Origin of the sequence: Arthrobacter sp. H-02-3, from assembly GCF_003097355.1 — a bacterium.
Taxonomy (GTDB): domain Bacteria; phylum Actinomycetota; class Actinomycetes; order Actinomycetales; family Micrococcaceae; genus Arthrobacter; species Arthrobacter humicola.
Map to the genome: position 1 here is coordinate 186,067 of NZ_PYUI01000002.1, position 17,763 is coordinate 203,829.

Annotated in this window: 13 protein-coding genes; 10 read left to right on the forward strand and 3 right to left on the reverse strand. The window is 68.3% G+C overall.

The window, feature by feature from the left end; genetic code table 11:
• Positions 1 to 2: 2 nt before the first annotated feature.
• The 3 genes from C9424_RS03265 to C9424_RS03275 all read right to left on the reverse strand — a co-directional run bounded on the left by C9424_RS03265 (position 3) and on the right by C9424_RS03275 (position 2,684).
• Entirely contained in the window at positions 3 to 989 is a 987-nt protein-coding gene (locus tag C9424_RS03265) for a 1-phosphofructokinase family hexose kinase (protein WP_116765494.1), read from the reverse strand.
• Positions 986 to 1,804 carry a DeoR/GlpR family DNA-binding transcription regulator gene (locus C9424_RS03270; protein ID WP_116765495.1) on the reverse strand — a complete coding sequence of 273 codons (819 nt, stop codon included), beginning with the start codon at positions 1,802 to 1,804 and terminating at the stop codon, positions 986 to 988. Before C9424_RS03270 ends, C9424_RS03265 begins: the two co-directional genes overlap by 4 nt.
• Positions 1,805 to 2,420: 616 nt before the next feature.
• On the reverse strand, positions 2,421 to 2,684 hold the full coding sequence (locus C9424_RS03275) for a DUF6458 family protein (protein WP_091250195.1): 264 nt from the start codon (positions 2,682 to 2,684) through the stop codon (positions 2,421 to 2,423).
• 299 nt (positions 2,685 to 2,983) lie between these two features.
• Here C9424_RS03275 and C9424_RS03280 point away from each other — a divergent pair, with 299 nt between their 5' ends.
• From C9424_RS03280 to narJ, 10 genes are all read left to right on the forward strand, one after another.
• Positions 2,984 to 3,601, forward strand: coding sequence for an alpha/beta hydrolase (locus tag C9424_RS03280; protein ID WP_116765496.1), 618 nt, complete (start codon positions 2,984 to 2,986; stop codon positions 3,599 to 3,601).
• 194 nt (positions 3,602 to 3,795) lie between these two features.
• The gene (locus tag C9424_RS03285) at positions 3,796 to 4,842 is read left to right on the forward strand and encodes a LacI family DNA-binding transcriptional regulator (protein ID WP_116765497.1); all 1,047 of its coding nucleotides are present in this window, start codon (positions 3,796 to 3,798) and stop codon (positions 4,840 to 4,842) included.
• 224 nt (positions 4,843 to 5,066) lie between these two features.
• A complete protein-coding gene (locus C9424_RS03290) occupies positions 5,067 to 5,810 on the forward strand; it encodes an HAD family hydrolase (RefSeq protein ID WP_116765498.1) in 744 nt (247 codons plus the stop codon).
• A gap of 91 nt (positions 5,811 to 5,901) precedes the next feature.
• A complete protein-coding gene (locus C9424_RS03295) occupies positions 5,902 to 8,232 on the forward strand; it encodes a glycoside hydrolase family 65 protein (protein ID WP_116765499.1) in 2,331 nt (776 codons plus the stop codon).
• Positions 8,233 to 8,466: 234 nt separating this feature from the next.
• A complete protein-coding gene (locus C9424_RS03300) occupies positions 8,467 to 9,840 on the forward strand; it encodes an NAD-dependent succinate-semialdehyde dehydrogenase (protein WP_116765500.1) in 1,374 nt (457 codons plus the stop codon).
• Positions 9,841 to 9,936: 96 nt separating this feature from the next.
• The gene (locus C9424_RS03305; RefSeq protein ID WP_116765501.1) at positions 9,937 to 10,821 is read left to right on the forward strand and encodes a hypothetical protein; all 885 of its coding nucleotides are present in this window, start codon (positions 9,937 to 9,939) and stop codon (positions 10,819 to 10,821) included.
• Positions 10,812 to 11,561 (forward strand): LamB/YcsF family protein, encoded by a 750-nt coding sequence (locus tag C9424_RS03310; RefSeq protein WP_116765502.1) that lies wholly within the window; start codon positions 10,812 to 10,814, stop codon positions 11,559 to 11,561. The genes C9424_RS03305 and C9424_RS03310 overlap by 10 nt, the downstream gene beginning before the upstream one ends.
• 159 nt (positions 11,562 to 11,720) lie before the next feature.
• Entirely contained in the window at positions 11,721 to 15,431 is a 3,711-nt protein-coding gene (locus C9424_RS03315; protein ID WP_116765503.1) for a nitrate reductase subunit alpha, read from the forward strand.
• Positions 15,431 to 17,146 (forward strand): nitrate reductase subunit beta, encoded by a 1,716-nt coding sequence (narH, locus tag C9424_RS03320; RefSeq protein ID WP_116765504.1) that lies wholly within the window; start codon positions 15,431 to 15,433, stop codon positions 17,144 to 17,146. The genes C9424_RS03315 and narH overlap by 1 nt, the downstream gene beginning before the upstream one ends.
• Entirely contained in the window at positions 17,143 to 17,763 is a 621-nt protein-coding gene (narJ, locus tag C9424_RS03325) for a nitrate reductase molybdenum cofactor assembly chaperone (RefSeq protein ID WP_116765505.1), read from the forward strand. Before narH ends, narJ begins: the two co-directional genes overlap by 4 nt.

A 17,763-nucleotide genomic window follows, 5' to 3' on the forward strand; every position in this document is an offset into this window, starting at 1 on the left:
TGTCAATCCTTCCGGAGGGCCGTGATGGTTACGGCATCAGGGGTGGTTTGGTTGACTGCCGGGACAGTGGAGCCCGGCAGGGAAGCGGCGGCGGCACCATGGGCCACCGCCTGACGGAGGCAATCGACCGGGGCGGCGCCCTGGCTGGAGGCGAGCAGGTATCCGGCCAGCGACGAATCGCCGGCGCCGACAGTGCTGACCGCGGTGACCGGCGGATGCGTGGCCAGCCACGCGCCGTCGGCCGTTACAAGAACGGCACCCTTGGAGCCGAGGGTGGCCAGTACGGCACCCACTCCGGAGCGCACGACGGCGGCGGCTGCTGCTGCTGCAGCCTCCGGGTCCGCTTCGAGCTCCTCGGCGGATTTGTGCGTGGCGAAGCCGGCTGCCGCAGCCAGTTCTGCCAGTTCCTCGGCGTTGGGTTTCAAGAGGTCCGGCATTCCCGAGGCGTCGCCGGAGACCGCTGCGGCGAGAGGTTCGCCGGAGGAGTCGACGGCGACCCGGGGTGCGGCCTCGCCATCAAACAGGGAACGCAGCCGCCGGATGACGGTGGCGTAGAAGTCGGCCGGAACTCCGGGTGGGAGCGAGCCGGCCAGGACAACCCAGGCGGCACCGCGGGCGTGGTCCAGCAACAGGCTGATCAGGGCCTCCTGCTGGTCCTCGCTGAGGACCGGTCCGGGTTCGTTGATCTTGGTGGTGACGCCGCCGGGCTCAGTGAGGGCCACGTTGCTGCGCAGCGGTTCGCCGATCGGGAGGGCAGCGAACGGCACCTCCGTGTCCCGCAGGCCGGCGAGGACAGGGTCGGCCTCGGCGCCGGGAAGGACCGCGATGGTCTTGAGCCCCGAGGCCACGAGGGCGCGGGAGACATTGACTCCCTTGCCCCCGGATTCCTGGCGGACGGAGACGGCCCGCTGCACTTCCCCGCGGAGGAGGGGGCCGGGTAACGCCACGGTGCGGTCCAGGCTGGGGTTGGCGGTGAGGGTGACAATCACGCGACCACCACCTCCACTCCGGCTTCCGCAAGGGCGTCGGCGAGTTCCCGGCTAGGTTGCGTGTCTGTGATCACGGTGTCCAGATCTTTCAACGAGGCGAACTGGACCAGCGTCTCTGCATCCAGCTTGGAGGAATCAGCCAGCACCACAATGCGGCGCGCTGATTGGACGAAGGCCGCCTTGACGGCGGCTTCTTCAGGATCGGGTGTGCTCAGCCCGAAGGCTGCATGGATGCCGTTGGTGCCGATGAACGCGATGTCCGGGCGGATCCGGCGCGCGGCCTCCACCGTGGACTGGCCGACCGCGGCCTGGGTCAGCCCGCGGACCTTGCCGCCGAGCAGGTGCAGGGCGATGCCCGGTTCGCCGGACAGCCGGGAGGCGATGGGCAGGGAGTGGGTGATGACGACGAGTTCGGCCTCGGGCCCGGTCGCCGGGAGGCCGCCCGTTGCTGCGACCCCGGCGGCCCGGGCGGCCAGGAGTTCGGCGAGGGCCTCCGTGGTCGAGCCGGCGTCGATCAGGATGCTGCCGCTGAGGCTCTGGGGAATCAGGGCCAGGGCGGCCTCGGCAATGCGAGTCTTTTCGGGCTGCCGCTGGACGGTCCGCTCCAGGATGCTTTCTTCCGTGGTGCTGAAGCGGTCCGGGGAAACCGCGCCGCCGTGCACCCGGCGGACGCTGCCGGCAGCTTCCAGGGCGGCGAGGTCCCGGCGGATGGTCTCGGTGGTGATGCTGAAGCGTTCGGCCAGGTCCGTGACGCTGGCCCGGCCGCTGGCGTAGATGAGCCCCACGATCAGCTGCTGGCGTTCTTCGGCGAACACTTACCCTCCATTGCGTACTGCGTCTGACTTGGTTGTTGTTCTGCGTTCTTAGGGCTTCAGTGACTCCCATCACATGAAGTGGAATTGTTTGACTTTATCTTTGTTCTTGTTGGTTTGTCAATGAAAAACAACATGAACGCAGAAGTGACGCGCGGCCCCTGCGGGACATGTCCAGTGCTCGCGCCGAGGGGTGGGCAGGATGGGAGTATGTCCACTCTTCGCCCCGGGGGCTGGGCATGTGCTGCACTCGGGCCGGGCTCCGGGGGACATGTCCAGTGATGGTGCCGAGGGTTGGGCGTGTGCACTCTGGGCTGACGTTCGGGCTGGGCGTGCGGCCTGGAGATGCCGGGGGACATGTCCAGTGGTCGGGCTTGGCGGTGGGCAATTTGGGAATATGTCCGTTGCTCGCGTCGGGGGCTGGGTATGTGCTGCGCTCGGGCCGGGCCTGCGGGCGGGAGATCCGGGGGACATGTCCAGTGATGGCGCCGAGGGTTGGGCATGTGCGGTCTGGGCGGCTGCTTGGTGAGAAACATGGCGGAAGCCGGGCCCGACATTGAAGTCCGGCCCGGCTTCCGGGTCGTTGGATTCCGCGCCGTGCAGGGTGCGCGGGTAGGGCTCAGATGCCGGCGTCGCGGCTCTCATTGCGGGTGATGGTCTCGCCGGTGTTGGGGTCCACAACCGTGCGGCTTTCGCTGACGCGGCGGGTGCGGCCGCGTCCGGGGGAGGCGAGGACGAGTGATGCGATGAGTCCGATAACTCCCACCACCATCAGGATGTAGCCGATCATGGCCTGGTTCACATTGGGAATCAGTCCCGGGGTGACGGCCCAGGCGAGGATGGCGCCGAGGGCGATGAGGAAGATTGCGGAACCGATTCTCATGGAGTGCTCCTTGGTGCCCTGTGGGGCGGATGGGGGATGATAAGCATGCTGTCCAGCGTCACGCTACAACCCCGCCCCGGCTGTTTCAATGAAACGCAGTCCGCCTCGCCGGGAATTTTCCGCACCGTTTCCGGACCACCGCGCCGCTTTCGGGAGGCCGCACCGCGGATCAGGGGTGCGAGAATCCGGTTTCGTAGCGGAAACCCCTGCAGGTCAGATATCCGAGGAAGTGTCGGCCCCGATCCTCAGGGGCGGGCCCCGGGCCCGGAGCGAGCGGCAGGTCTGGATAGGCTGAGCCCATGGAGACGGTCGTCTGGTCAAAGCCTGAACACGAACGCGCCGGCACGCCGTTGCTGGTGATGCTGCACGGCTACGGCACGGACGAATCCCGCATGGCCAAGCTGTTCGGTGCCCTGCCGCCGGAGTTTAGCTGCGCCGCCCTGCGCGGGCCCAAGGACATCGGAGACTACTACGGCTGGTTCCTGCTGGACTACTTCCTCACGCATGACTTTGCCGACGTCATCGCCTCCACGAACTCGGTGTTCGCATGGATCGAATCGGTCAAGGCCCGGCACAGCAGTGTCAGCCTGCTCGGATTTTCGCAGGGCATGGCCATGGCCAGCACGCTTCTGCGGCTCCGGCCGGAACAGTTCCGCGCGGTCGTGGGCCTCTCGGGCTTTGTCCTGGACAACGAACTCCTAGCCATGAGCGAATCCTTTACCTCCCGGCCGCCGTTCTTTTGGGGCCGGGACAGGGGCGATGTCGTCATCAACGACGCCGCCACCGAACACACCGAGGAGTGGCTCCACCGGAACACCCAGCTCACGGCCCGGACCTATCCCGGCATGGGCCATTCGATTTCGAAGGCCGAGCTCGTGGATGTCGGTGCGTTCCTGCGCCACTACGTCCTGCGCTGACCGGGCCGCTGACCTGAGCTGACCGGGCCGCTGACCTGAGCTGACCGGTCCGCTGACCTGAGCTGATCCGTCCGCTGACCATCCGTCGGGCAGTCCGGATCGTCCACTTGCATGCCAAATTTGTAAGCGTTTACAATCGACCTCGGCCATGAACACCGGGCCCACTACTTCAGGGGGAAGAAAGGGCTGAGCCCGTGCCGCAGGCCAAGACCTCGCGCGTGACCATCCAGGACGTCGCCGCGCTCTCCGGGCTCTCCATCTGCACCGTCTCCCGCGCGCTCCGGCAGCTCCCCAACGTCTCCGAACACGCCAGGGCGCGGGTCAATGACGCGGCGGCCCGGCTCGGCTACAAAGCATCGTCCGCAGCATCCCGGCTCGCCGGCGGAAGCACCGGCTCCGTGGCCATCATCGCCCCGACCGCCACAGCCTGGTTCTTTGCCCGGGCGGTGGAAGCTGCCGAGGAAGTCTTTGCCGACGGCGGCTACGACACCGTCCTGATCAGCCTCAGGAACCGGCCCACTGTGCAGCAGAAACTCTTCGGCGACCTAGCCGGCCTGGCGCAGCGCGTGGACGGCGTCCTGCTGCTCAACATTGCCCTCGGTGAGGCCGAAATGGCCGCTCTCGCGGCATCGGGCCTCGCCGTGGCCAGCGTCGGGATGCACGACGTCCCGTGGGACAACGTGGGCATCGACAACGAGGACGCCGCCCGCGCGGCCACGAACCACCTGCTGGGATTAGGCCACACGGACCTTGCCATCCTCGCCGGCAGCGAAACCGGCGCGCCCTCCCTGGTGACCGCCAGCGAACGGCGCAGGGGCTTCGAACTGGCCCTTTCCGACCACGGCCTCACAGCCGATCCGGACCTTGTGGTCGACGCCGGTTCCAGCATCGAGGGCGGCCGGCTGGCCATGGTGGAGCTCATGGAGAACCGCCGGATGCCGTCCGCGATCTTCGCCGGTTGCGACGAAACAGCGTTCGGCGCGCTCATGGCCTTGCGGGAGTTCGGTTTGTCAGCGCCGGAAAACGTGTCCATCATGGGAATAGACGATCACCAGATGAGTTGGTTCCTGGGCCTGACCACAATGGCCCAGCCCGTGGCCGACCAGGGCGCTTTCGCGGCCAGCCTGCTGATTGACAGGCTTCATCGCTCGGGCCTCCCCAATCCGCCACCGGCCGGGCCGCCGTCGAGCCATCTGCTGGAAACGAAACTGGTAGAGCGCACGAGCACAATCCCCCGCTGAACCGAATGAACCGGCTGAACCGGCTGAACCCGCTGAACCCGGGCCAACCGGATGGCTCCCGGCGCCGGAGGCCCGGTGCCCCCGGCAGAGCACCACAGGCAACGGCCGCCGTCGCGCCGGATGACCTCAAACAACCGGTCTCAGCCAACGCCCGTGAACCGGGCACCTCAAGAGTTTTGAACAAGACCGTCGTGCATGCCCGCCGTCTGAAAGGACTATGACCCATGACTTCAGTTCCCGATACCTCCGGCCTCGCCGGTGCGCTTTCCGGCGCTTCCGCCATTCTTTTTGACCTCGACGGCGTCCTGACGCCCACCGCGGTGGTGCACGAGCATGCCTGGAAACAACTTTTCGACGGTTTCCTGGCCTCGGTTCCCGACGCCGCCCCGTACCGGGAGAGCGACTACTTCGACCACATCGACGGCAAGCCGCGGTTCGACGGCGTCCGGGACTTCCTGGCCTCCCGCGGGATTGTGCTGCCCGAGGGCCCGGCGGACGACGACCCCGCCCACGACACCGTCCACGGACTCGGCAACCGCAAGAACAAGGTCTTCAACGACATCGTCGAAGCCGGCGGGGTCCAGCCGTACGAGGGCTCCGTCCGCTTTGTCGACGCCGCACTGGTCCGCGGGCTCAAGCTCGCCGTCGTCTCCTCCTCCCGCAATGCCCCGGCCGTGCTCAAGGCGGCCGGATTGTCCGACTACTTCCCGGTGGTGGTCGACGGCGTCGTCGCGGTCACCGAGGGCCTGCCCGGCAAGCCCAGCCCGGCCACCTATGAATACGCCGCACGCCTCCTGGGACTGCCGAGCGATCAGTGCGTCGTGGTGGAGGACGCCGTCTCCGGCGTCCAGGCCGGCAGCGCGGGAGACTTCCGCTCGGTGATCGGCGTCGACCGAGGCGCCGGCCGGCAGACCCTGCTCGACGCCGGCGCCACGGTAGTGGTCAACGACCTCGCCGAACTGCTCTAGCCCGGCGCCCGTTCCCGGCCGCCCGCACCGCCTGCCCGCGGCATCCTCCCGCACCGCTCACCCCGTTCACCCCCGAAGGAACCCCTCAACCATGGCTCTCATCACCTCGGACCGCGCCCGGTTCCCCAACGATCCCTGGCAGCTGGTCGAGACCGTCCACCTTCCCGGCAATGCCGGCACCCTGGAGACCCTGTTCAGCCTGGGTAACGGGCATCTGGGGATCCGCGGCGCGCATTGGGCCGCCGCCGATGCCGAGCTTCCGGGCAGTTTCATCAACGGCTTCCATGAGACCTGGGACATCAAGCATGCGGAGAACGCCTACGGGTTCGCCCGGACCGGGCAGCGGATCCTGTACGTCCCGGACGCCAACAACTTCACAGTGATCGTCGACGGCGAGCCGCTGAGCCTGGAGGAGTCCACGGTGCTGGACTACCGCCGCAGCGTGGACTTCGCCACCGGCCTGTACGAATGCCGGATCACGTGGCAGTGCCGCTCCGGCGCCACCGTGACCACCACCGAGCGCCGGGCCGTCGGCTACGAATCCCGCGGCGCGCTGGGCATCAGCCTCGAGGTGGCGGCCGACCGAGACATCTCCGCGGACGTGACGTCCTCGGTGATCAACCGCCAGGACCAGCCGGTGGAGGACCACTCCGCCCACGACCCGCGCCGCGCCGGCCGCCACGCCGGGCGGGTGCTGCTGCCGTTGCGGCTCGACGGCGGCGACGGTTCCCTGCGCCTGTCCTGGGAGGCCGCGGAATCCAAGCAGCGGCTCGGGATGGCGGTGGATCACTGGACCTCGGCCGGGGTGCAGCCGTTCGACACCCTGGTGGACCAGGACGACAGCAGCGTCCGCTACGTCCTCGCCGTCAGCGCGGAGGAGCCGTTCGTGCTGGAGAAGAGCGTCAGCTACGCCGTGGGCCAGGCCGCCGAGGACCTCGCGGACAACGCCGAAGCCGGCCTCAAGCCGGTTAGCGAGATTTTCGCCCAGAGCGAGGCCCACTACCGCGCCTACTGGACGACGAGCGACATCGTGGTGGCGGGCCAGTCCGAGCTTCAGCAGGCCGTCCGCTGGAACCTGTTCCAGCTCGCCCAGGCCACCGCCTGCGCCGATGTGGCCGGCATCCCGGCCAAGGGCGTGTCCGGCTCCGGCTATGACGGCCACTACTTCTGGGACCAGGAGGTGTACCTGCTGCCTTACCTGACCTACACCAACCCGGGCAACGCCCGGCAGGTCCTGGAATTCCGCCACGACCTCCTGCCCGAGGCCAAGATCCGGGCCAAGGAGCTCAGCGTCGACGGCGCCCTGTTCCCGTGGCGGACCATCAACGGGCTTGAGGCCAGCGCCTACTACGCGGCCGGGACCGCCCAGTTCCACATCGCCGCAGCAATCGCCTTCGCGACCAACCGGTACATCTGGGCCAGCGGGGACCGGGCCTTCGAAGAAACCCTCGGCGCCGAACTACTGATCGAAACCGCCCGGATGTGGGTGTCCCTGGGCTTCTTCGGCAAGGACGGGCTCTTCCACATCCACGGCGTCACCGGCCCGGACGAATACACCGCGGTGGTCAACGACAACCTCTACACCAACGTCATGGCCCGCTTTAACCTCCGCGCCGCCGCCGCCCTGGACCACCCCGAGATCGGCGACGCCGAACGCGAGCTCTGGGAACAGGCCGCGAACCGGATGCAGCTGCCCTACGACGAGGACCTTCAGGTCCACTCCCAGGACAACGACTTCATGACCCTGGAGCCGTGGGACTGGACCACGCCCCGGTCCAAGTACCCGCTCCTGCTGCACTTCCACCCGCTGGTCATCTACCGGCACCAGGTCCTGAAACAGGCCGACACAGTGCTGGCCATGTTCCTGCAGTGGCAGGACTTCACGGCCGAGGAAAAGCGCCGCGCCTTCGATTTCTACGACCCCATCACCACCGGCGACTCCACCCTGTCCGCCTGCGTCCAGGGGATCATGGCCGCCGAGGTCGGCTACGGCAAGGCCGCGCTGGACCACTTCACCCACGCTCTGTTCATCGACCTCGACGACACCCACGGCAATACGATCGACGGCGTGCACATCGCCTCCACCGGCGGCGTGTGGAGCTCGCTGGTCAGCGGCTTCGCCGGCCTCCGGGACCAGGGCGCCGTGCCGTACTTCGACCCGCGCCTGCCCGCCGAATGGGACGGACTCGAGTTCTGCCTGAAGATCCAGGGCCGGCTCCTGCACGTCGGGCTCGATCAGGGCTCCATCACCCTGACCGTCCGGGACGGCGCACCGCTTGACGTCGACGTGCGCGGGGAACTGCTCACCGTGGGCACCGAAACCGTCCGGGTTCCGCTGGCCCCGGTCGCGGCCCCCGAGCCCACCATCTTCCCTAGCGGCCTCCCGACGGCGTCGATCCCGGTGGTGCGGGCCGCGGTCTGAGCCGCCGCCACCCGGGCGGTGCGCCCGGGTGGCGTTGCGCCGCCGTGCCGTGAGCGTCGTCTCTCACGGAATAGTCAGCGCGGCGTCGGGGTTGCCGCCTAACGGGACCGGTTCTGCTCATGAGGCAGGCTGGCCCCGTGCACTGGGCGGAGACGGACGCCGGCGCCGTACGGGCGCCCCGACGGACTGCGCCTGATTCGGCTCGACTAGCCACGAAACGGAGATGGTGGATCAATGACTGCCTGCAAGACAGTGAACCCCGCAACCGGAGAAACGCTGAGGGAATTCCCGGTTGCAACCGCAGCCGAGGTGGAGCAGGCGCTCGCCGCCTCGCAGGAGGCCTTCCGCGCCTGGCGCTCCGGCCCTGCCGAAGACAGGGCGAAGATTCTGGCGCGCGTCGCCGAGCTGTACCTGGAACGCCAGGACGAATTGGCCCGGCTGATCAGCACCGAAATGGGCAAGCCGCTGGCCCAGTCCCGCGGTGAAGTGAAGCTTGTTGCCGATATCTTTTCCTACTACGCCACCGAGGGCCCCGGATTCCTCAAGGACGAGCCGCTGAACGTCAGGGGCGGCGGCGAGGCCGTGGTCCGCTCCGCTCCGGTGGGACCGCTGCTGGGCATCATGCCGTGGAATTACCCCTACTACCAGGTGGCACGGTTTGCCGCTCCGAACCTGGTCCTTGGCAACACGATCCTGCTCAAGCACGCCGGAAGCTGCCCGCAGTCCGCCCTGGCGATCGAACAGATCTTCAAAGACGCCGGTCTCCCGGACGGCGCTTACGTCAACCTGTTCCTGACCAACGAGCAGGTCGCGGAAATCATCGCGGATGACCGTCTCCAGGGTGTTTCGCTCACCGGGAGCGAGCGGGCCGGTTCCGCTGTTGCCGAGGTGGCCGGGCGGAACCTGAAAAAGTATGTCCTGGAACTCGGCGGTAGCGACCCGTTCATCGTGCTTGATTCCGAGGACCTGGACGCCACCGTCAAGGCGGCCGTCGGCGGCCGCATGGGTAACGCCGGGCAGGCGTGCACGGCGTCCAAGCGGTTCATTGTGGTGGAGGACCTCTACGACGCCTTTGTGGAGAAGTTCACGGCACGGATGGCCAGGATCAAGCCGGGGGACCCGCTGCAGGCCGACACGACGTTCGGCCCCCTGTCCTCCCAAAGCGCTGCCGACGGCTTCATCGAGCAGATTCAGGACGCCGTGGACAAGGGCGCCAGCCTCCGGACGGGCGGACACCACGTGGACGGTCCGGGAGCGTTCGTTGAACCGACCGTTCTGACCGACGTGACGCCGGACATGCGCGCGTTCTCCGAGGAACTCTTCGGTCCCGCCGCGGTCATCTACAAGGTGGCGAATGCGGCCGAGGCGATCGAACTGGCCAACGGCTCCCCGTACGGCCTGGGCGGCTCGGTGTTCAGCGCCGACGTGACCAGGGCCCAGGAGGTCGCGGACCAGCTGGATACCGGCATGGTGTTCATCAACTCCGTGGCCCAGACCCAGGCGGACCTGCCGTTCGGGGGCGTCAAGCGCTCCGGCGTCGGCCGTGAACTGGGCCGGTTCGGCATGGACGAGTTCGTCAACAAGAAGCTCATCCGCACTCCGCGCTAGCCACCCGGGCCGTCCGCCGCCGGCGGGGCCGGGTCTGCCCGGCGCGTGCCCTAGTGTTAAGTGAACTTACTTTTACGGTTCCGACGAGAGGCGATCATGGCCAAGCGCAGCAACCCGGCAATGAAGATTGCCCAGGAAACAGCCCACAGCGCGATGTTCGACGCCGCCGGCCAGCCCCGGCCCGGCCTTCACAATGTGCTCCTGCGCGCTGTTGAAGTCCAGCGCCCGCTGGTGCTGGCCAATATCCGCAGGCTCCAGCGCAGGCACCCGCAGGCCTCGTCGGCGCAGCTCGCCGCGATCCTGGAGCGCGATTACCTGCTGGCCGTCACCGGTGGCGGGGCGCTGGTCGGCGGAGCGGCTGTGATCCCGGGCGTCGGCACCGCGGCAGCACTGGGACTCTCGGCCGCCGCGGCCGTCGGCTTCCTGGAGGCCACCGCCCTGTACTCCACGGCGCTGGCCGAACTGCACGGCGTGCGGATGGTGGATCCGGACCGGGCGAGCACGCTCGTCATGGCGATCATGCTGGGCGAGGAAGGCACCGAGCTGCTGAGCTCGCTGAGCGGACAGGCAGCCGGCCGGGGCAAGGGCCCGTCCCAGGCCTGGACCGCCGCCTTCACCCGCCGCGTTCCCCTCGCCGGCTTCGGCACCGTGCGCGAGCGGATCCAGACGATGTTCCTGCGCTCCCTGCTGAAAAAGCAGGGCACGGCCTGGTTGGGCCGCGCCCTGCCCTTCGGCGTCGGCGCCGTCGTGGGCGGCGTCGGCAACCGGCTGATGGCCCGCGCGGTCGTCGCCAACGCCAAGGAAGCGTTCGGTCCCATACCGGACACGATTCCGGGAGAACTGCGGGCCCTGGCGCAAACTTCCGGGCCGGCCGCGCTGTACGACGCGCCGGACGATTACCGGGACACGCCGCAGGCCAGCGGCGCCCGGAACGTCTCAGAGAAGGCTTCAACGAAGGATGGCGGCACGTTTTGGATCTGAACGCTGACCTGGGAGACTCCTTCGGGACCTGGACCATGGGTGACGACGCCGCCATGTTCCCGCTTGTCACGAGCGCCAGCGTGGCCTGCGGCATGCACGCCGGCGACCCCGTGACCATGCTGGACACCTGCCGGGCCGCGTACGAGCTCGACGTCCGGGTGGGGGCCCACATCGGGTACCCGGACCTGGCCGGGTTCGGCCTCCGCGCCCTGGACATGACCTTCGATGATCTCTTCGGTGCCGTGCTGTACCAGCTCGGCGCCCTCGACGGCGTGGCGCACGCGGTCGGCGCCTCGGTGGACTACGTCAAGATGCACGGGGCGCTGTATGACCGCACCGTGCGCGACGCCGAACAGTCGTCCGCCGTGATCGCCGCCATCCAGGCCTATGATCCCGGACTGCCCGTTCTCGGCTTCCCGGGCTCCGCGCTGCTCGGCATCGCCAAGGAAGCCGGCCACCCCGTGTTCTCCGAAGCCTTCGCCGACCGCGCCTACCTCCCGGACGGCACCCTGGTGCCGCGCTCACAGGACGGTGCCGTGCTGGACGACGCCGGCCGGATCGCCGAGCGGGCGGTGCGCCTGGCCACGACGGGCGAAGTCGAGGCCGTGGACGGCACCGTGCTCCGGTTGGCGCCGGACTCGCTGTGCCTGCACGGCGACACGCCGGGATCCCTGGCCGCGGCCACCGCGGTGCGTGCGGCGCTGCAGGCGGCCGGCGTCGAACTAGAGAGTTTCGCCTGAACAGCAAGCCCTGAACAGCGAGCCTGAGCGGGACGCCTCCCACAACGTTCCCTGACCTGCGGCGCAGACCGGGCAGCTCCGGCCCGACACCGCTCTGGCGGTGCGGCCCAGTGTCCTAAGGCCCTATCCGGGCCAGATGCTGCACCCTAGCTTGAGGGCATGACTGCCGGAGGCTCCGCGGGGTTGGACGGACCCGCCTCGGATGCAATGTTGAAGCTGGGCCGATTCTTCACGAAATGGGACCAGACCGACGACGGCAGGGCGGTGTTCCGGGAGGGCGGCCGCAAGGGCGACATCTTCTACCGGGACCGCTGGAGCCACGACAAGGTGGTCCGGTCCACCCACGGGGTGAACTGCACCGGCTCCTGCTCGTGGAAGGTGTACGTCAAGGACGGCATCATCACGTGGGAATCGCAGCAGACCGACTACCCCTCCGTGGGCCCGGACAGCCCGGAATATGAGCCGCGGGGCTGCCCGCGCGGGGCCGCCTTCTCCTGGTACACCTACTCGCCCACACGCGTGCGGTTCCCCTATGCCCGGGGTGTCCTCGTGGAGATGTACCGCGAGGCCAAGGCCCGGCTGGGGGACCCGGTGCTGGCCTTTGCCGACGTCGTGGGTGACCCCGAACGGCGCCGCCGCTACCAGCAGGCGCGCGGCAAGGGCGGCCTGGTCCGCGTCTCCTGGCAGGAAGCGATCGAAATCGCCGCCGCCGCGCACGTGAACACCATCAAGGCCTACGGCCCGGACCGCTGTGCCGGTTTCTCGCCCATCCCGGCGATGTCCATGGTCTCGCACGCCGTCGGGACCCGTTTCATCCAGCTGATCGGCGGGGTGATGACGTCCTTCTACGACTGGTACGCCGACCTCCCCGTGGCCAGCCCCCAGGTGTTCGGGGACCAGACCGACGTCCCGGAATCCGGGGACTGGTGGGACGCGCGGTACCTCATGATGTGGGGCTCCAACGTCCCCGTGACCCGCACCCCCGACGCGCACTGGATGGCCGAGGTCCGGTACCGCGGCACCAAGGTGGTGACGGTCAGTCCGGACTATGCGGACAGCACGAAGTTCGCCGATGAGTGGCTCCCAGCCCAGGCCGGAACGGACGCGGCGCTGGCGATGGCCATGGGGCACGTCATGCTCAAGGAATTCTTCGTCGACCGCGACGTGCCGTTCTTTTCCGACTACGTCCGCCAGTACACCGACCTGCCGTTCCTGGTCCGGCTCGAACGGCGCGACGACGGCTCCCTCACCCCGTCCAAGTTCCTCACCGCCCGCGACCTCCCGGCCGAAGCCGGGGCGGAGGACGCGGCCTTCCGCACCGTGCTGTTCGACAAGAAGGCCGGGCGCCCTGCGGTGCCCAACGGCTCCATGGGGTTCCGCTATTCCGGCAGCGGCGAGGGCAAATGGAACCTGGACCTCGAAGGGATCGAACCGGCGCTGTCGCTGCGCGAGGTCTCCGGGGCGAGCGCCGAGATCCTGCTGCCGTGCTTCGAGGCGGCGGACGGCACCGGCAGCGTGCTCCGGCGTGGGGTGCCCGTCCTGGAGGTGGAGGGCCAGCTGGTCACCACCGTGTTTGATCTCATGCTGGCCCAGTACGGGGTGGGCCGCGACGGGCTTCCGGGGGCGTGGGCCGCCGGCTATGACGACGCCGCGACGCCGTACACCCCGGCCTGGCAGGAGGAGATCACCTCCGTCCCGGCGCAGGCGTGCATCCGGGTGGCGCGGGAGTTCGCCCGGAATGCCGAGCAGTCCAAGGGCCGGTCCATGATCATCATGGGCGCCGGGATCTGCCAGTGGTTCCACGGCGACGCCACCTACCGGGCGGTCCTGGCCCTCGTGATGCTGACAGGTTGCATGGGCCGCAACGGCGGCGGCTGGGCGCACTACGTCGGCCAGGAAAAGACGCGCCCCGCCACCGGATGGGTGTCGCTGGCGAACGCGCTGGACTGGGCCCGGCCGCCGCGGACCATGATCGGCACCGGGTACTGGTACATGCACACGGACCAGTGGCGGCAGGACGGCTACTCCGCGGACGCGCTGAAATCCCCACTCTCCACCGGCGCGTTGGACGGGATGCACACCGCGGACGCCCTGGCGCAGTCCGCCCGGCTCGGCTGGATGCCGTTCTACCCGCAGTTCGACCGGAACCCGCTGGACGTGGCGGACGAGGCGGAGGCTGCCGTCGCCGCCGGAACGGCGAAGGACACCCCGGGCTACATCGCCGACGCCCTGAAAAACCGCACCCTCAACCCTGCGATCGAGGACGTCGACGCCCCGGAAAACTGGCCCCGGACCCTCGTGCTGTGGCGCTCCAACCTGTTCGGCTCCTCGGCCAAGGGCAACGAGTACTTCCTGCGGAACCTGCTGGGTACCCACAACAACGTCCTGGGCAACGACCACGCCGAGGGGCTCAAACCGCGGGACGTGAAATGGCACGAGCAGGCGCCGGAAGGGAAACTGGACCTCCTGGTTTCAGCGGACTTCCGGATGACCTCCACCACGCTGCTGTCCGACGTTGTGTTCCCGGCCGCCACCTGGTACGAGAAACACGATCTGTCCTCCACCGACATGCACCCCTTCGTGCATGCCTTCACCCCCGCGATCGACCCGCCGTGGGAGACCAAAACGGACTTCGACGCCTTCCACCTGCTGGCCCGGGAGTTCTCCCGGCAGGCCAAAACCCACCTGGGCATCCGCCGGGACCTGGTGAGCGTGCCGCTGCAGCACGACACCCCCGGCCAGCTCGCCCAGCCCGGCGGCATCGTGCGGGACTGGCGGGACACGTCCATCCCCGCGGTCCCGGGGCAGAACATGCCCGTTTTTTCCGTAGTGGAACGGGACTACACCGCCATCGCGGACAAGCTCGCCGCCGTCGGGCCGCTGGCCGACAAACTCGGCTTCACGGTCAAGAATGTCACCTACAAACTCGCCGGTCCGCTGGACCGGCTCAGCCGCTCCAACGGGGTGATGCTCGGCGGCGCGGCGGACGGCCGCCCCGCGATCGACACCGACGCGAAAATGGCCGAGGCCATCCTGGCCTTCTCCGGCACCACCAACGGGGCGCTGTCCGTGCAGGGCTTCAAGGACCTGGAAGTCCGCACGGGCCGGAAACTGGCGGACCTGTCCGAGGGCTCCGAGGAAAAGTTCATCACCTTCTCCCAGACCCAGGCCGGCCCGGTTCCGGTGATCACCTCGCCGGAATGGTCCGGCTCCGAGACCGGCGGCCGGCGCTACGCCCCCTTCACCATCAACGTGGAGCGGCTCAAGCCGTGGCACACCCTGACCGGGCGCATGCATTTCTTCCTAGACCACGACTGGATGATCGACATCGGCGAGGCCCTGCCGATCTACCGGCCGCCGCTGGACATGCACCGGCTCTTCGGCGAGCCCAAACTCGGCCGGGACGGGAAACTGGAGGTCGTGGTCCGCTACCTGACCCCGCACTCCAAGTGGTCCATCCACTCTGAATACCAGGACAACCTGCTGATGCTCTCGCTTTCCCGAGGCGGCCCGACCGTCTGGATGAGCCCGGCCGACGCGGCGGCCATCGAGGTCAAGGACAACGACTGGGTGGAGTGCCTGAACATCAACGGCGTCCTGGTGGCCCGGGCCATCGTCAGCCACCGGATGCCGGCGGGCGTGGTCTATGTGCACCACGCGCAGGAACGCACCATCGACGTGCCCAAATCCGAGGCCACCGGACGGCGCGGCGGCATCCACAATTCGGTGACCCGGTTGCTGGTCAAGCCCTCGCACCTGATCGGCGGCTACGCCCAGCTCGCCTACGCGTTCAACTACCTTGGTCCCACCGGAAACCAGCGCGACATGGTGGCCACCGTCCGCCGTCGTTCCCAGGAGGTGCAGTACTGATGCGAGTCATGGCTCAAATGGGCATGGTCATGAACCTGGACAAATGCATCGGCTGCCACACCTGCTCCGTGACCTGCAAGCAGGCCTGGACCAACCGTGCGGGCACCGAATACGTCTGGTTCAACAACGTGGAAACCCGGCCCGGCCAGGGGTATCCGCGCCGCTACGAGGACCAGGAGAAGTGGCGCGGCGGCTGGGTGCTGAACAAGCACGGCAAGCTGGTCCTCAAGGCCGGCGGCCGGGTCAAGAAGCTCTTCGGGATCTTCGCCAGCCCGGTCCAGCCCGAGCTCAAGGACTACTACGAACCGTGGACCTACGACTACAAGACCCTTGTGGACGCGCCCCTGGGCGACGACTTCCCCGTGGCCCGGCCCAAGTCCCTGATCACCGGTGAGGACACCAAGATCACCTGGTCCGCGAACTGGGATGATGACCTGGGCGGTTCCCCGGAGAACGGCCACCTGGACCCGATCGTGGAGAAAGTCCGCCGGGACTCCGAAGACAAGATCAAGTTCGCCTACGAACAGACCTTCATGTTCTACCTGCCGCGGATCTGCGAGCACTGCCTGAACCCGTCCTGCATGGCCTCCTGCCCCTCCGGCGCGATCTACAAGCGGGTCGAGGACGGGATTGTCCTGGTGGACCAGGACAAATGCCGCGGCTGGCGCCAATGCGTCACGGGCTGCCCCTATAAGAAGATCTATTTCAACCACAAGACCGGCAAGGCCGAGAAGTGCACGTTCTGCTACCCGCGGGTGGAGGTGGGGCTGCCGACCGTCTGCTCGGAAACCTGCGTGGGCCGGTTGCGGTATCTGGGGCTTTTCCTGTACGACGCCGACGCGGTCACCGCGGCGGCCTCGGTCACCGACCCCCGGGAACTGTACGACGCGCAGATGGACGTGCTGCTGGACCCGGATGACCCCGCAGTCCGGGCCGAGGCCCGGGCCCAGGGCATCCCGGAGGATTGGATCGACGCCGCCCGGCGCTCGCCGGTCTACGCACTGGCCAAGGTCTACAAGGTGGCGCTGCCGCTGCACCCGGAATACCGGACCATGCCGATGGTCTGGTACGTGCCGCCGCTCTCACCCGTGGTGGACCTGCTGCGGGACCAGGGGCACGACGGCGAGGACGCCGGCAACCTCTTCGGCGCCATCGACGCCCTGCGCATCCCGGTGGAATACCTCGCCGAGCTCTTCACCGCCGGCGACGCCGACCGGGTCACCGCGGTGCTGAAAAAGCTTGCGGCGATGCGCTCCTTCATGCGCGGCATCAGCCTCGGCAATGACCCCGACGACTCCATCCCCGAAGCCGTGGGGATGGACAGCCAGACCATGTACGAGATGTACCGGCTGATGGCCATCGCCAAATATGAGGAGCGATATGTCATCCCGAAGGCCCACGTCGAGCAGGCGCACGACCTCGAGGAGATGGGCTGCTCGCTCGATTTCGAGGGAGGCCCCGGCATGCAGGATTCCGCCCCGTTCGGCGAAGCCAGCGGCAGGCCCGTCCCGGTGGCGGTGGAAACCTTCAACGCCCTCCGCGACCGGCAGACCTCCGGCTCCGCGCCCGGCGAAACCACCCTGCGCGGCAGGGTGAACCTGCTCAACTGGGACGGCACCGGAGCACCCTCCGGGCTCTTTCCGGAAAAGCCCAGCCCGCCGGCGGAGGGGCCTCCCGGCTCCGCGGCGGCCCCTCCGCCGGGGGAGCAACCATGAGCCGCCGCCAGCAGGTCGTATACCTCGCCGCGGCGTGGTGCCTGTCCTACCCGGACGAGGAATTGATCGGGAGGGTGCCGCTGATGCGTGCCGCGCTCGCCGAATTTCCCGGCGCCGTGGCGGACTTCGCCGAGGTCCTGGACCGGCTGGAATCCACCCCGCCGATGGAAAGCCAGGCCCACTACGTGCGCGAGTTCGACCTCGGCAAGCGGCACGCCCTGCACCTGTCCTACTGGACCGACGGGGACACCCGGCGCCGCGGCGAAGTGCTGGGCAACTTCAAGAAGACCTACCGGCAAAGTGACGTCCTGGTGGACACCCACGGGGAACTGCCCGACTACCTGCCGATGGTCCTCGAATACGCCGCCCTGGTGGACCTCGGGGCCGGACGCGAATTGCTGACCCGCTTCCGGGCAAGCCTGGAGATGCTCCGGTTCGGGCTGCTCCGGGACGAGCTTCCGCACGCCCGGATCCTGCAGGCCGTCTGCGCCACGCTGCCCGGGAAGTCGCCCGCGGATGAGCAGGCCGTGATGCGGATGGCCGGCTACGGGCCGCCGACCGAAGCGGTGGGCCTGGACCCGTATGATCCGCGCCTGCTGCCCGTGAAGGGGGCCTGA

Coding starts and splice junctions, on each gene's coding strand:
- C9424_RS03275 (WP_091250195.1), bottom strand. CDS start 2,684: ATGAGAATCGGTTCCGCAATCTTCCTCATCGCCCTCGGCGCCATCCTC.
- C9424_RS03305 (WP_116765501.1), top strand. CDS start 9,937: ATGGCCAAGCGCAGCAACCCGGCAATGAAGATTGCCCAGGAAACAGCC.
- C9424_RS03290 (WP_116765498.1), top strand. CDS start 5,067: ATGACTTCAGTTCCCGATACCTCCGGCCTCGCCGGTGCGCTTTCCGGC.
- C9424_RS03300 (WP_116765500.1), top strand. CDS start 8,467: ATGACTGCCTGCAAGACAGTGAACCCCGCAACCGGAGAAACGCTGAGG.
- C9424_RS03295 (WP_116765499.1), top strand. CDS start 5,902: ATGGCTCTCATCACCTCGGACCGCGCCCGGTTCCCCAACGATCCCTGG.
- C9424_RS03315 (WP_116765503.1), top strand. CDS start 11,721: ATGACTGCCGGAGGCTCCGCGGGGTTGGACGGACCCGCCTCGGATGCA.
- narJ (WP_116765505.1), top strand. CDS start 17,143: ATGAGCCGCCGCCAGCAGGTCGTATACCTCGCCGCGGCGTGGTGCCTG.
- C9424_RS03280 (WP_116765496.1), top strand. CDS start 2,984: ATGGAGACGGTCGTCTGGTCAAAGCCTGAACACGAACGCGCCGGCACG.
- narH (WP_116765504.1), top strand. CDS start 15,431: ATGCGAGTCATGGCTCAAATGGGCATGGTCATGAACCTGGACAAATGC.